The sequence below is a fragment of the Methylobacterium sp. CM6241 genome (assembly GCF_054817845.1).
This window is the reverse complement of sequence record NZ_CM139246.1, coordinates 290,227-304,818: the sequence shown is the minus strand read 5'-3', so window position 1 is coordinate 304,818 and position 14,592 is coordinate 290,227. Positions and strand designations below refer to the sequence as shown.

Annotated in this window: 10 protein-coding genes; 5 read left to right on the top strand and 5 right to left on the bottom strand. The window is 65.3% G+C overall.

Going from position 1 to position 14,592, the window contains the following annotated elements; translation table 11 throughout:
* The first annotated feature begins 52 nt into the window (after positions 1-52).
* A protein-coding gene (locus ACYQR9_RS01390; RefSeq protein WP_461227848.1) for an IS3 family transposase occupies positions 53-1,404 on the top strand; the annotation gives its coding sequence in 2 pieces (ribosomal slippage) (positions 53-389 and positions 389-1,404; 1,353 coding nt in all).
* 93 nt (positions 1,405-1,497) lie between these two features.
* Here the strand turns inward: ACYQR9_RS01390 and ACYQR9_RS01385 are convergent.
* The 3 genes from ACYQR9_RS01385 to ACYQR9_RS01375 form a co-directional block, all read right to left on the bottom strand.
* A complete protein-coding gene (locus ACYQR9_RS01385; protein WP_461228441.1) occupies positions 1,498-2,331 on the bottom strand; it encodes a substrate-binding domain-containing protein in 834 nt (277 codons plus the stop codon).
* Positions 2,312-4,069 carry a methanol/ethanol family PQQ-dependent dehydrogenase gene (locus ACYQR9_RS01380; protein ID WP_461229705.1) on the bottom strand — a complete coding sequence of 586 codons (1,758 nt, stop codon included), beginning with the start codon at positions 4,067-4,069 and terminating at the stop codon, positions 2,312-2,314. Before ACYQR9_RS01380 ends, ACYQR9_RS01385 begins: the two co-directional genes overlap by 20 nt.
* A 136-nt stretch (positions 4,070-4,205) precedes the next feature.
* The gene (locus ACYQR9_RS01375; RefSeq protein WP_461229704.1) at positions 4,206-5,009 is read right to left on the bottom strand and encodes a Crp/Fnr family transcriptional regulator; all 804 of its coding nucleotides are present in this window, start codon (positions 5,007-5,009) and stop codon (positions 4,206-4,208) included.
* Between the two features lie 604 nt (positions 5,010-5,613).
* Here ACYQR9_RS01375 and ACYQR9_RS01370 point away from each other — a divergent pair.
* A complete protein-coding gene (locus ACYQR9_RS01370) occupies positions 5,614-6,591 on the top strand; it encodes an NAD(P)/FAD-dependent oxidoreductase (protein ID WP_461228440.1) in 978 nt (325 codons plus the stop codon).
* A 30-nt stretch (positions 6,592-6,621) separates the two neighbouring features.
* Here the strand turns inward: ACYQR9_RS01370 and glf are convergent, their stop codons facing one another.
* Together glf and ACYQR9_RS01360 are read right to left on the bottom strand one after the other, a co-directional pair.
* On the bottom strand, positions 6,622-7,779 hold the full coding sequence (glf, locus tag ACYQR9_RS01365; RefSeq protein WP_461229703.1) for a UDP-galactopyranose mutase: 1,158 nt from the start codon (positions 7,777-7,779) through the stop codon (positions 6,622-6,624).
* 84 nt (positions 7,780-7,863) lie between these two features.
* A complete protein-coding gene (locus ACYQR9_RS01360; protein ID WP_461228439.1) occupies positions 7,864-9,057 on the bottom strand; it encodes a glycosyltransferase in 1,194 nt (397 codons plus the stop codon).
* 312 nt (positions 9,058-9,369) lie between these two features.
* Here ACYQR9_RS01360 and ACYQR9_RS01355 point away from each other — a divergent pair, with 312 nt between their 5' ends.
* From ACYQR9_RS01355 to ACYQR9_RS01345, 3 genes are read left to right on the top strand one after another with little or no spacing between them, the layout of a single operon-like run.
* Positions 9,370-11,535: a family 1 glycosylhydrolase gene (locus tag ACYQR9_RS01355; RefSeq protein ID WP_461228438.1), complete on the top strand. Its 2,166-nt coding sequence runs from the start codon at positions 9,370-9,372 to the stop codon at positions 11,533-11,535.
* 8 nt (positions 11,536-11,543) lie between these two features.
* Complete coding sequence (locus tag ACYQR9_RS01350; RefSeq protein WP_461228437.1) at positions 11,544-12,698, top strand: beta-glucosidase; 1,155 nt, start codon at positions 11,544-11,546, stop codon at positions 12,696-12,698.
* Complete coding sequence (locus ACYQR9_RS01345; protein ID WP_461228436.1) at positions 12,695-14,518, top strand: ABC transporter ATP-binding protein; 1,824 nt, start codon at positions 12,695-12,697, stop codon at positions 14,516-14,518. The genes ACYQR9_RS01350 and ACYQR9_RS01345 overlap by 4 nt, the downstream gene beginning before the upstream one ends.
* The last annotated feature ends 74 nt before the right edge of the window (positions 14,519-14,592 follow it).

Here is a 14,592-nt window from a genome sequence, read left to right as displayed (position 1 = left end):
GGTCTTCACGAACGGAGGATGGCTGGTTCATCGTAGCCCCTGAGGAGCGAAGATGAAGCAGACATCCGGACCGGCCAAGAAGCCGGTAGAAGCGGTGATCAAGGACATCCGTCGGGCCACACGTCGGCAGTTCTCGTCCGAGGAGAAGATCCGCGTGGTTCTGGAAGGCTTGCGTGGCGAGGACAGCATCGCCGAGTTATGCCGACGTGAGGGGATCGCCGCCTCGATGTACTACGGCTGGTCCAAGGAGTTCCTGGAGGCTGGCAAGAAGCGCCTGTCGGGCGATACGGCTCGTGCGGCCACCACGGATGAGGTGCGGGATCTACGTCGCGAAACGGGGGCGCTGAAGGAGGTCGTAGCTGATCTCGTCCTGGAGAACCGTCTGCTTAAAAAAAGCATGAGCGGGGCTGGGGGCGACGAGGCATGAGGTACCCGGCCCCCGAGAAGCTGGAGATCATCCGACTCGTCGAGCAATCCCACCTGCCGGTGCGTGCCACCCTGGACAAGCTCGGCATCACGCGCTCGACGTTTTACCGCTGGTACGACGCTTACCAGCGCGGCGGCCCCGAGGCGTTGAGCGACCATCCCTCGCGGCCGAGCCGGGTCTGGAACCGCCTACCTGCGGAGATCCGCGAGCAGATCGTTGCCCTGGCCTTGGAGCAGCCTGAACTCAGCCCGCGTGAACTGGCGGTACGCTTCACCGACGAGCGGGGCTACTTCGTCTCGGAAGCGACCGTCTACCGGCTGCTCAAGGCTCAGGACCTGATCACCAGCCCGGCCTATATCGTCATCAAGGCCGCCGACGAGTTCCACGATAAGACCACCGCTCCCAACCAGCTTTGGCAGACGGACTTCACCTATCTGAAGGTCGTTGGCTGGGGCTGGTACTACTTGTCGACCGTATTAGACGACTTCTCGCGCTACATCGTCGCCTGGAAGCTGTGCACGACGATGCAGGCCAGCGACGTCACCGCCACGCTCGACCTGGCGCTGGGTGCGGCTGGACTCGATCAGGCGCGGGTGATGCAGCGGCCCCGCCTGCTCTCCGACAACGGGCCGAGTTACGTCGCCAGCGACCTGGCTGACTGGCTCGGCATTCGGGGCATGACCCACATCCGCGGTGCGCCATGCCATCCTCAAACGCAGGGCAAGATCGAGCGTTGGCATCAGACGCTCAAGAACCGCATCCTGCTCGAACACGCCTACTTGCCCGGCGAGCTGGAGACGCAGGTTGCCGACTTCGTCGAACACTACAACCATGCCCGAGCCCATGAGAGCCTGAGCAACCTCACGCCCGCTGACGTCTACTTTGGACGCGGCGAAGGGATCCTGGCCGAGCGCGAACGCATCAAGCGCCAGACCCTGATGGATCGCCGCTTGCGCCACCACGCGCAGGCCGCCTAACCTCTCACCCCAGATGGACCAGAACCTCCGCTCCTGAACACCGCAGACTGTCCCAAATCATCTGACGACGGACAAGCGCGGGCAGACGCGCCGTCATCGCGCCGCGACGGGTTGCGCGACCGCCTCCTCGGCACGGGGCACGTGGTACTCGGCCAGAATCGCGTCGATCTGCTGGCGACGCCCGGCGAGGGACGCGCCGACTTCCTGGCGGAGCGCCTCGTCCTCCCGACGCAGGCCCATGACGATGTCGAAGACCATCGGACGCATCGGGCCGTCGATCAGCGGCGAGACCGGTGTGACTCGCAGCCGGACATCGGATCGCGCCGCGAAATACCCGGCCATCGGCCCCCAGGCGATCGCCACATCGATCTCGCCCTTCGCCACAGCGTCGATGATCCGAGCCGGCGGGTTGGGCTCGGCGTAATCGCCGGTCAGCACGAAGCCGCGGACGTTGTCGGTGAGGCCGCGCCGGGCGAGGGCTAGGCCGGGCGGAGTGGTCGCCGCATCGTTGCCGGCCAGCTGCACCCCGATCCGGAGGCGGGCCAGGGTCGGGTCGTCCAGGGAGGCGACCGCCGGCCCATCCGCACGCGACACGAAGACGTAGGCGGAACGATAATATGGCCGCGTCGGACGCAGTCCCCCGAGCCCCACCGGCATGCCGGGAACGAGATCGCATGTCCCGGCGCGGATCGTGTTGCGCAAGAAACCGCGCCGCTGCGCCCACCACGTATAGGCGACGGTCGCCTTCAGATCCCTGGCGATGAGTTCGACGATGCGGTTCTCGAACCCTTCACCGCGCTCGTTCGAGAAGGGCAGGTTGTTAGGATCCGCGCAGACCCGCAGCTCACGCGCCTGTGCGCCGGATGCAGCAACCATCGCCAAGCAGCACAGGAGGGCTGCCCCGCTCTTATGGAAGGGCGAAATCATAGAGCATTCCCCCCTTGGTGGTGGCCTCCTTGAGGTCTCGCATGGCGTTGAGGAAGCCGAGGGCACCGGTGCCGTCGCGCGGGTCGAGATCGGCGGAAACGACGACGCCCGGCCAGCCTCCGACGCCGGACAGGATCGCCACGTGCTGGCGCCCGTCCGGACCCCGATAGGTGGTCGGCTGCCCGATGATCCCGGAGCCGGTCTTGAACTGCCAGACGACCTCGCCCGTCCTGGCGTTCACGGCTTTGAACCAGCCGTCCATGGTCCCGTAGAAGGAGACGTCGCCGGCGGTGACGAGGGTTCCGCTCCAGACCGGGAAGTTTTCCTTGATCGACCAGGCCGCACGTTCGTTGGCGACGTCCCAGGCGGTGTAAACGCCCCGGTGGCCACCGGGCCCCGGCTTCATCCGCGTCTCGGAGCCGAGATAAGGCGTGCCGGCGATGTAGTTCGCCTGCATGTGCTCCTCGTCCATGCAGAGATTGGTATGCGGCATGTAGAGGAGGCCGGTCTTGGGAGAGTAGGCCGAGGGGCTCCAGTCCTTGGCACCGGAGGCGTTGGGGCAGATGTCGCGCATCACCTTGCCCATCTCGGGCTTCTTCTCGGGAATGTATTGCAGACGACCGGTTTTCAGATCGACGCCCGTCGTGGTCGTGATGGCGTGGAAGGGCTTTGCCGAGAGAACCTCGCCGGTCACCCGGTCGAGGATATAGACGTAGCCGTTGCGCTCCGGCCGGACGAGCACCTTCCTGGGCTGCCCTTGCCAGGTCATGTCGAGCAGGATCTGCTCGTTGATCCCGTCCCAATCGTAGAGATCGTGCGGGCTCCACTGGTAGAACCAGCGCGCCTGACCCGTTTCCGCCTCGCGCGCGAAGATGCCGGACGTCCACTTGTTGTCGCCGGGCCGCTGGTCGGCGTTCCAGGGACCGGGATTGCCGGTGCCGTGATAGAGGAGATCGAGATCGGGGTCGTAGGAGAGCCACCCCCAGACCGTGCCGCCGCCCTGCTCCCAGGCCTGGGGCGGCCACGACGTCACCCCGAGATCCTGGCCCTTGTCCATGTCGTAAAATGGCTTGAACGCAGGCCCGATCAGCACGTCCTTGTCCGGCCCCGTATTGAAGGCCTTCCAGGCGACCTTGCCGCTTTGCTGGTCGAGCGCCTGGATCCAGCCGCGCACACCGAATTCGCCGCCCGAATTACCGACGAAGACTTTGCCCCTGGCGACGAGAGGCGCCATCGTCATGGTCTCGCCGATGTGGATGTTACCGACCTTCGTCTTCCACGCCTCACGCCCGGTCTCGGCATCGACCGAGACGACGTTGCCGTCGAGGGTGTTGAAGAAGACATGGCCATCCGCGAAAGTCGGCCCGCGATTGACCACATCACAGCATGCGACGCCCTGGGCCGCAGCCTCGGGCTTCGGATTGTACTGCCATTTCAAGGGCGCGCCCGGCTTCGTCAGGTCCAGCGCGTAAAGGATGTTGGGGTAGGGCGAGAGGACGTACATCGTCCCGCCGATCACGAGCGGTGACGATTCCTGACCGCGATTGACGCCCACCGAGAAGGTGAACGTGACGCGCAGGTTTCCGACGTTCTGCGGCGTGATCTCGGAGAGTTCACTGTAACGGGTGCTCGCGACATTCTTGGCCGGCATCGTCCATTGGCCGTCTTCGGGAGGCGCTGCGGACGAAGGCGGAACCGGAAATACCTTGGCGGAGCCACTCGGTTGAGCCGATGCGATCGTACCCTGGGCTGATCCAGGCGTCCCCGGCGTCCAGAGGGACACAAGAAGCAGAGCCGAAACGATGCACCTGTTCACTTCAAACTCGCGGGTCTCACGGCGCAAAGAGTATGAGAGATCCTTATGAACGCTGATATTATAGCCTGCATTGACCTTGGTTAATGCCGTTGATGGCGTCTGGAAGGCACCGCTCTCGATTCGCCGGCTCGACGGAGGGCTCCTTCGTGAAGGCCGCTCCATCCGGTAATCCGGTCCGGCCCGCCATGCTGGGTGCCAGATACAGATAGGTGGGATCGAACCCGACGAGTTCGCTCAAGGCTCGCCAGTTCTCGATGACGAGTTCATTACCGGCCAAAGAAATCAGGCCGCGGGCTCTCAAGTCTCGCAGGACCTGACCGGCATCGCCCGCCGTGAGTCCGGTGGCATCGGCAAGATCTCCCGTGGTCAGGGGAAACCTGCAGCGACCATCCTGCGCCAAGTCGATGGCGGTGAGCTTCGTGTAGATCTCACAGAGCAGATGGGCGATCCGCCCCGTCGAGGAGCGTCGGCCGATATTGACCATCCATTCGCGGAGGATCGCAGCGTCGAGCAGAGTATCCCGCCAAAGGGCCGCCGCGATGGCAGGAAAATGCTCTGTCAGACCACGCAGAGCGTGATGGGGAATGAAGGCAACCGTGCATTCCGTCAGGGTGCCGAGGTTATGCTCCATCGCCGGCAAATGGAGCTTTTGTAGATCGGGGATATCACCTGGGAGATGCAGGGACAGGATCTGTCGCCGACCGTCCTGCAGGGTTTTGAAACGGCACGCCCACCCGTCGAGGATGACGGAGCATTGCGATGAACCGTGACCCTCGGACGTGATCTCCTGGCGAGCAGCGAGGCGGCGGTATGTCCTGGGTAACCCTTGGATGGCATGGCGCTCATCCTCGGACAAAGTCATGACATTCATGAGCTTGCGGATCAGCGGCATCGGATCACTGGCGGTTTTGACGCTCGACGGAGCGCCGCCTCTGCCACCCGCGGAGAGACAGCGAGCCTGCACGCACGACCACGCACCGTCGGCGGACAATCTCTACCGACTATCACCCCCGATCCGGCCGAGCGTTAAAATAGATTGGCATCCGCGCAAAATCATCCCTCAACAATGATAAGAACATATTTTAATAAGTGTTGTCGTCATCGAATTTTCGTCGCGCAACCCGTCTCGGTCGCGAGACTCTGCGATGGTCGACAGGGCGCACGATCCTCCATCGCCCCTTTCGTCATACGGGCGCCAAATCAGGGCTTCCTCCGTCACGCGGCATACAACGACATCTCAACGTGACAGCATTCGTCGCCACCGATCTTTTACCAAGCTTCGCCGCGCCGATTGATTCAGGTTGTTGTTCTGCCCCCCGCACCTCCGGAGAATGGCGTTACTTCTCGTGGGCAGGGCTCGGCGATGGCCTGCGATGGAGCCGTGAACCCCTCTCGAATGTGCGGCGACAATGGGGAATCGAGCGGCGCGGCGCGTATCGGGGGTAACTTTCAGGACGGATGACGGGATGACGATAGCATCACCGGTGAGCCGGGATACTTGCCTCGATTGCCTCGTGATCGGCGGTGGTCCGGCAGGATTGACGGCGGCCTTGTACCTGGCCCGATTCGAACGCCGCTTCCTGGTCGTCGATTCCGGTCAGGCGCGAACGTCCTGGATCCCGACGAGCCACAATATTCCGTTCTTCAGCGCAGGAATATCCGGCCCGGAGATCCTGATCCGCCAGCGCGAGCATGCTTTCCGGTTCGGTGCGAAGATCGTCGACGGGACGGTCACGAAGCTGGAAAGACACAACGGCCGTTTCATCGCTACGGTCGAGGGCGGGGGCGCCCAACACCAGATCCGCGCGCACCGCGTGCTGCTCGCCACGGGTGCCGACGACATCGAGCCGAACCTGCCGGACCTGCCCAACGCGATCCGGCGCGGGCTCGTGCGGTATTGCCCGATCTGCGATGGCTACGAAGCGAAGGACAAGCGGATCGCCGTCATCGGCTATGGCGATCGCGGCCTCGGCGAGGCCGTCTTCGTCGCTCGAACCTATTCCCGGGACGTCACCCTCCTGACCCTCGGCCAGGGCATGGCGCTCGACGCGCGCCAGCGCGAGCAGGTGGAACAACATGGGATCACGGTGGTGCACGAGCCGGTGCTCGGCCTCGACATCGGGGACGGCCGGATCACCGTGCTGCGAACGGCGGACGGCGCGGAGCACCGTTTCGAGGTGCTCTATTCGGCCCTGGGTTTGACGATCCGCTCCGAACTCGCCCTCGCCATGGGTGCGCGCCATGACGGGACGGGCGCCCTGATCGTCGACGAGCACAACCGGACCACGGTGCCGGGTCTCTATGCGGCCGGCGGCGTGGTGCGGGGCCTCGATCAGGTGGTCGTCGCCATGGGCCACGGAGCCATTGCGGCCACCGACATCCACAACCGCTGCGAATTGCCGACCGAAGAAGAAGCGGATGGCGGCGCAGCGGTCTCTGATTGAGCCTCCCGTCGGAGGTCGCGATCCGGCCCCTCAGGCGGGGCTCGGCGCGGCCAGTTCATGGCCCGCCGACGGGCGCGCTCGCCCGTCGCGCCGCGACACCTCCGCATCGATCCGTCGGAACGTGGCCAAAGCCTGCCCGACGATCTGGTCCATGTTGTAGTAACGATAGGTCGCCAGGCGTCCGACGAACCAAACCCTCTGCTCTTCCAAGGCTCGGCGCTCATACCGCTTGTAGAGCGCGTGATGCTCGGGGCAGGGGATCGGATAGTAGGGTTCACCCTCCGCGACCGGATATTCGTAGGTCAGCGCAGTATGAGCGTGCTGCTGCCCCGTGAGATGCTTGTACTCGGTGACGCGCGTGTAATCCTCGGTCTGGGGATAGTTGACCACGCCGACGGGTTGGTGCCAGGGCACGTCTCGCGTGACATGCTCGAAGCGCAGGCTGCGATAGGGCAGCGGGCCGTAGCAGGTGTCGAAGAAGGCGTCGATCGGTCCCGTGAAGATCGTGCGGCAGGCCCGCACGGAACGGCTGAGGCTCCGGTAATCGGTATCGAGAGCCAGGGTGATGTTCGGATGATCGAGCATGGCGGTGAACATTGCCGTGTAGCCATGCTTCGGCATCGCCTGATAGATGTCGTTGAAGTAGCGGTCGTCTCGGTTCGTCCGTGTCGGCACGCGTGCCGTCACGGATTTGTCGAGCTGTGAGGGATCGAGCCCCCATTGCTTGCGCGTGTAACCACGGAAGAACTTTTCGTAGAGTTCGCGCCCAACTGTGGAGACAACGACATCCTCCGCCGTCCGGATCTCCTCCACCGGCTCCGCCCGTGCCGCGAGCCACGCTTCGAGCTGTGAGGAATCGAGATCGAGCCCGTAGAGCCGGTTGATCGTGTCGAGGTTGATAGGGATCGGTACGCGCTGGCCATCTACCTCCGCGAGTACACGGTGCTCGTAGGGGCGCCACGCGGTGTAGCCTGAGAGATAGTCGAACACGGATTTCGCGTTGGTGTGGAAGATATGCGGCCCGTATTGGTGGATCAGCAAGCCATCTTTATTCAGGCAATCATAGGCGTTGCCGCCGATGTGGTTGCGCCGGTCGACGAGGAGGACCCGCTCGTCGCGCTCCCGTGCGATCCTCTCGGCCAGGACACTGCCCGCGAAACCCGCTCCAACGATCAGCCAGTCATACATCGCTTTCAAGCCCTCATGCAGCGGCCCGACGCCGTCGCCCGGGCGGCGGCGTGGAGAGGCGCGCGACAAAGTGGAAAAGGAAGATCAGGCCGTCTCGCGGAGCGGCGGAGAATAGGAAGCAAGTATCGGGATGCCCAGGGCGGCCATGATTTTCGCCTCCATGTCGGCCCAGGTCCGCTCCCAGGAACCGCCCGCGAGGCGAGTATCGACCTGGGTGAGCCAGGGCTCTCGCGGGCGCGCCATCAAGGCTTCGGCTGCGAGGACGGCCTGGATCGGCGTTTCGGCAATCTCGACGAGACCGATCTCGCCGTAGCTGCGTACCACGTCGACGATCGGCGTCGAGACGACCGGCAGTCCGGCGGCCAGGAACTCCGGTGTCTTCGTCGGGCTGATGAAGCGTGTCGAGGCGTTGAGGGCGAAGGGCATCAGGCCGAGATCCCAATGCGCCAAGTAGTCCGGAAGCTCGGCGTAAGACTTCGGCCCGAGCCAGTGGATGTTCGGCCCTCTCGGCAATCCGGCCGGATCGATCTTGACCACCGGACCGAGAATGACGAACTGCCAGTCCGGCCGCAGGTCGGCAAGTTCGGCGAGGAAATCGGCGTCGAAACGTTCATCCACGACGCCGAAGAACCCCAGGCGCGGATGCGGGATCGCAGCCTGATCGGCAGGGTCAGCCGTGACGCTTCCCCGAGCGCGGGCGAAATGCGCCGCATCGACCGAGGACGGGAAGCAATGGATGTTCGGATGCCGGTCGCATTTGGCGGCATGGAGGCTATGCCCGCCGGTGAAGACGAGGTCGGCTTGTCCCAGCAGAGCCGTCTCCTGAGCGACCAGCGTATCCGACGCACCCTTGAAGGCCGACAGCTCATCCATGTTGTCGTAGAGCGTCAGATCGCGCGGTAGTTCGGAAGTGAAGGCGATGGCTGCCGGCGTATAGTACCAGAAGATCCGCGTCGTATGGCCGAGGGCGTCCAGTTCTTGTGCGAGGAGGCCTTGCAGGATCGAGACGGCCTCATGTGCATCCGCGGGATCGATGACCGGGACGAGGAGCTGCAGGGACGGCCCAATCCGCTTGCGATCCAGCCGCGCTACGGCTCCCGCCTCGAAGATGGGCTCCTCGACGAAGACGACATCGAACCGTTCGGACGCATGGCTGAGAAGATGCTGTGGACGCTGCCAGACGAAATTCCAGCGTAGATGTGAGAAACAGACCAGCAATGGGCGAGCATCGCTCTGCGACGCACCCCGATACTCGAAGTCGAGGCGCGAATGCCGCAACGTCGGGATCGCATTGATGGCGGAAAGTCCCTGTCCAATAGATGAAGGCGGCGTCGGTCCAGCTTCTTGCTTCACAGATAAATTCCCTCCTCAACTCCGCCAGCAATCGCTCAAGCGAAGCAGCACAGGCAGATCAGGATCAATAAAAAACCAATATTTTCAGCTAAACATGCCGTCTATCGCATAAGTTAATGATATTACCGTGGCCGATGCATATTATTATTCGAATAACATGTGACATCTTTTCAAATATCGGGTCATGATTAGTATGAAACCCGACAAATGCCTAAACTGGCGGTCGCGGATTGGACGATGAATTCATCAGCCGCACCCCTTGAACTGTGGGGTGGTTTCGAATGTACGGTTGCCCGGATTCAAGACCGGTTCCGCGATCAGATCCGCGAGACCGGCCATCGCTGGCGCATGGGGGATATCGATGCCGTCGCGCGGCTCGGAATCCGTACCCTGCGCTATCCTCTTCTGTGGGAGACGGTCGCCCCGCATGATCCGGATGCGCGGGATTGGTCCTGGCACGACGCGCGGCTGGCCCGCCTGCAGCGCCACGGCATCGTCCCGATCGTCGGCCTGCTTCATCACGGTAGCGGCCCGCGCTACACCAGCCTCCTCGATCCGGCCCTGCCTCGCCTGTTGGCGGATTATGCCGGCTCGGTCGCCAAGCGCTTCCCCTGGCTACGCGACGTCACGCCGGTCAACGAACCGCTGACCACGGCGCGATTCAGCGGTCTCTACGGCCATTGGTACCCTCACCTGCGCAGCGAGGCCGTTTTCCTGCGCATGGTCGTCAACCAATGCAAGGCGACCCTCCTCGCCATGCGGGCGATCCGCCGGGTGATCCCGGATGCCCGCCTCGTCCAGACCGAGGATATCGGGCGGACCTTCAGCACGCCCGCCCTCGCCAACCAGGCGGCCTACGAGAACGAGCGACGCTGGCTCAGCCTCGATCTCCTCTGCGGGCGGGTCGATCCTACCCATCCCTGGTTTCGACGCCTCATCGATCATGGCGTCCCGTTGGACGATCTGGCCCTTCTCGGCGAGGGGGAAGGTGCGCCCGACATCATCGGTGTGAACCATTATCTCACGAGTGAGCGCTATCTCGACGGTCGGCTCGGCGCGTACCCGAAGGATCTGCGGGGCGGAAACGGCCGCCAACGCTACGCCGATGCGGAGGCCGTACGCGTCGCTCTCTGCGACGGCGGTACGGGTCCCGCCGCCCGCCTCACCGAGGTCTGGCACCGCTACCGCACCCCCATGGCGATCACCGAGGCGCATCACGGTTGCAGCCGGGATGAACAACTGCGCTGGCTGGCGGAGCTTTGGAATGCCGCCACGGCTCTCCGTGTGAAAGACATTCCGGTCAAAGCCGTGACCCTATGGTCCCTCATGGGAGCGGTGGACTGGAACAGTCTGCTCGTCGCCCGGGCCGGAACCTACGAGCCCGGCGCCTACGACATCCGGGCACCGCTGCCCCGCGCGACGGCCTTGGCCAAAGCCGCGGCATCGCTCGCGCGCACGGGACGGTTCGATCATCCGGTCCTCGACATGCCCGGCTGGTGGCGCCGACCGTCGCGCTATTACGACAAGCCCGTCGACACCCCTACAGTCGCCCATTCGGAGCGGGCCAGGCCTGTCCTGATCCTCGGTTCCGATGGCGCGCGGGCGCGCGGGCTGGCTCGCATCTGCGAGGAGCGTGGTCTCCGTCACATCGGCGCTCCGGCCGCGTTCGGAGAGGTCTCGGCCCTCGCCGAACTGATCGCCCTGCACGGAGCCTGGGCGGTGATCGACGCCACCGGCCTCGATATTGATGCGGCGGCAAGGCGTTATCCCGGCGGTACGCTTCTCGTCGATGCCGGCCGGGCAGGGCGGGTCGCCTCAGCCTGCACCTCAGCGGACATTCCACTCCTGGTTTTTTCCAGCGACCGGGTTTTCGACGGCAGCCTCGGTCGCCCCGCCTGCGAGGCCGATCCGATCAGGCCCGAGGGCCTCTATGCGCAAAGCGTCGCCGAGGCCGAAAGGCGCATCCGGTCCCACGCCCCGCGCGCCTTGATCGTGCGGCCCGGCCTCGTGTTCGATGCGCCCGAACCGGCCAGCGGATCGGAGCAGTTTCTCGGAGCCCTCGGGGAGAGCGGCGGAAGACTGCCCCGGCCGACCGAGATCCTGTCCCTGAGCTACCTGCCGGATCTCGCCCATGCGGCGCTGGACCTCCTCATCGATGGCGAGGCCGGGCCCTGGCATCTCGCCAATCGCGGTGCGGTCCTGCGAGACAGCTTTGCCGCGGAAATCTCAAGCCTTCTGTCGAGTCCTGCGCCGCCTGCCATCCAGGGTGGAGCGCCGACCACCAACCGAGCCCTGACGAGTTCACGGGGCCTCCTCATGCCGACCCGGATCAGCGCCATGCAGCGCCTTCGCGACGCCCTCGGCGCCACTCCGCCGCTCCCCGCGCGCCAGGCCGCGGAATGACCGGCGCCGTGAGCGTGTTCCGCGAGGAACCGGCATGCGGGAGGGCGCGCGCGATCACCCCGACGCCGTTTCTCGGCGGGTTCGAATGTTCGACCCATCGCCGCGCCGATGGACGCCGCCTCGATCTGATCGCCGCCACCGGCCACGACATCTGGGCGGCCTCCGATTACGCGGCCTTGCGCGCTCGCGGGCTGGGCGGTGCCCGCGATGGCCTGCGTTGGCACCGGATCGAGGTCGCCCCTGGCTGCTACGACTGGTCGAGTGCCCTGCCGATGCTGCGGGCGGCCCGCGACAGCGGCCTGCGGGTGATCTGGGACCTCTGCCATTACGGCTGGCCCGACGACATCGACATCTGGTCGGATGCCTTCGTTGCCCGCTTCGCCGCCTTCGCCTCCCACGCCGCACGGGTCGTCGCTGCCGAGACCGACGGGACACCCGCCTTCTGTACCGTCAACGAGATCTCGTACTGGGCCTGGGCAGGAGGCGACGTCGCCCGCATGGCGCCCCTGGCGCTGGAACGGGGGCCGGAGCTGAAGCGACAACTCGTGCGAGCCTCCATTGCCGCGACGAGGTCCATCCGGGAGGTCGTGCCGGACGCACGCTTCCTCCATGCCGAACCCCTGATCCATGTGATTTCCGGGCATCCCGAGGGCGAGGCGGCCGCGAACGCCTACCGGAGCGTGCAATACGAAGCTTTGGACATGGTGAGCGGACGCCTCTGTCCGGAACTCGGCGGTGATCCTGGCTGCCTCGATATCGTCGGCGTGAACTTCTATCCGGACAACCAATGGGTCCATGGCGGGGGGACGATCCCCCTCGGGCACCACGCCTACCGGCCCCTGCGCCACATGCTGGCCGACGTGCATGCCCGGTTCGCACGCCCCATTCTGGTGGCCGAGACGGGCGCCGAAGGCAGCGCCCGCCCTGCCTGGCTGCATTACGTCTGCGGCGAGGTCCGGGCCGCCCGCCGAATGGGCGTTCCGGTGGAAGGAATCTGCCTCTATCCGGTCGTCGACTATCCCGGATGGGACAACGAGCGGCCCTGCGCGGTCGGTCTGTTCTCGACGCCCGATCCCGATGGACGACGGTCCTGCGACCCGGACTTCGCCGCGGAACTCGCCCGCCAGCAGGGCCTGTTTGCGGACATATCAGGTACCTCATGACGGACGCTCCCTTCGTCTCCCCACACCTGTCCGGTCCCGGCCGGTTCATCCTGCATCACATCTCGCGCTGGCGTTGGCATTTCGGCCTGCTCTTCGCCCTCGTGATCGCCTCGGCGGCCTGCGGCGTCGGCCAGCAATACGTGCTCAAGCGGTTCGTCGATGCGATGACGCTGCCATCCGACGCCGCGTCGGCCGTCACCGGGGTGCTGATGCTGTTTCTCGGCCTGATCGCCGCCGAGAGCCTGCTCGCCCGGCTGACCGGTTGGCTCGCCTGCCGCACGACGGTCGGGGTCGGGGTCGGCCTGCGCCTCGAGCTCTTCGACGAACTCAGCGCGCAATCGATGCGTTACTTCGCCGAGAACCTCGCCGGTTCCCTCGGTCAGCGCATCACGGCCACGGCCGGCAATTTCGGAGCGCTGATCAACACCCTGATCTGGCGGATCATTCCGCCGCTCGTGGATGTCGGCGGGGCCGTGATCATCTTCTCCACCATCGACCTCGCGCTCACGGCGGCCCTCCTCGTCTTCGTCACCGCCGTGACCCTTGGCCTGATCGTGTTCGGGGAGCGCGGCCGGCCGATTCATCGGGCCTATTCTGGGGAGGCGGCGACCGTGGCCGGCGACCTCGTCGACACGATCACCAACATGTGGACGGTCAAGGCCTTCTCGGCGCGCCGCCGCGAATGGATGCGCCTGCGGACCGGCTTCGAGGCCGAGGCCGCCGCCCAGCGACGGAGCTGGATGTATCTCGAGATTGCCCGTCTCCTTCACGACCTCGCCCTCTGGGTGATGGCGGCCGGCATCCTGACCTGGGCGATCGTTCTATGGGGGCGAGGGCAGGCGAGCCCCGGCGACATCGTGATGGTCGCGAGCCTGACCTTGCGCATCCTGCACAGCTCGAAGGACATGGCCCTCTCGCTCGTGGACGTGGCGCAGCAATTCGGCTTCATCGAGGAAACCCTGGCGGTCATCGCCAAGCCCCGGACGGTCCGCGACGCGCCGGGCGCTCCCGCCCTGCTCTGCAGCGCCGGCCGGATCGAATTGCGGGATGTCTCCTTCGCCTATGGACTGGGCGCGCGCGCGCTCGACGGTGTCAGCCTGACCATTCCGGCCGGGCAGAAGGTCGGGATCGTCGGCCCTTCCGGCGCGGGCAAGTCGACGCTGATTCAACTCCTGCAGCGCCTGCACGACGTGCAAAGGGGGGCCATCCTCATCGATGGGACGCCCATCGACTCCATCACGCAGGATTCGCTTCGCGACGCCCTCGCGGTGGTGCCCCAGGACATCAGCCTCCTCCATCGCAGTGTGATGGAGAACATCCGCTTCGCCCGCCCGCATGCCGACGACGCGGCCGTCTTCGCCGCCGCCCGGGCCGCGGCCTGCGACGGTTTCGTCCGGCGCCTGCCGCAGGGCTATCACACGATCGTCGGCGAGCGCGGTGCCAAGCTCTCGGGCGGCCAGCGTCAGCGGATCGGCATTGCACGCGCCTTCCTGAAGGATGCTCCGATCATCCTGCTCGACGAGGCGACCTCCGCCCTCGATACCGAATCCGAGATGGCGATCCAGGCCGCCCTGGTGCGGATCATGCGCCACCGGACGGTCGTCAGCGTGGCCCACCGGCTCTCCACCCTCACGGGTTTCGACCGCATCCTCGTCATCGACCAGGGCCGTGTGGTCGAGGATGGCAGCCCCGCCTTCCTGCGCCACGCCGGCGGCGTCTTCGAGCGGATGTGGCGGCTGCAGGCCGAGGGACTTCCCGACGACCGCCATGACGCCGGCGATGCCGAGGCGGCGGTGGCGGAACACGCCCATCCCGCCTGATAACCAGTCTCGGTGAGGTCCGGCGGACGGGCCTCGACAAATCAGGCTCGTCCAGGCGCTGTGAGAGCCGGATC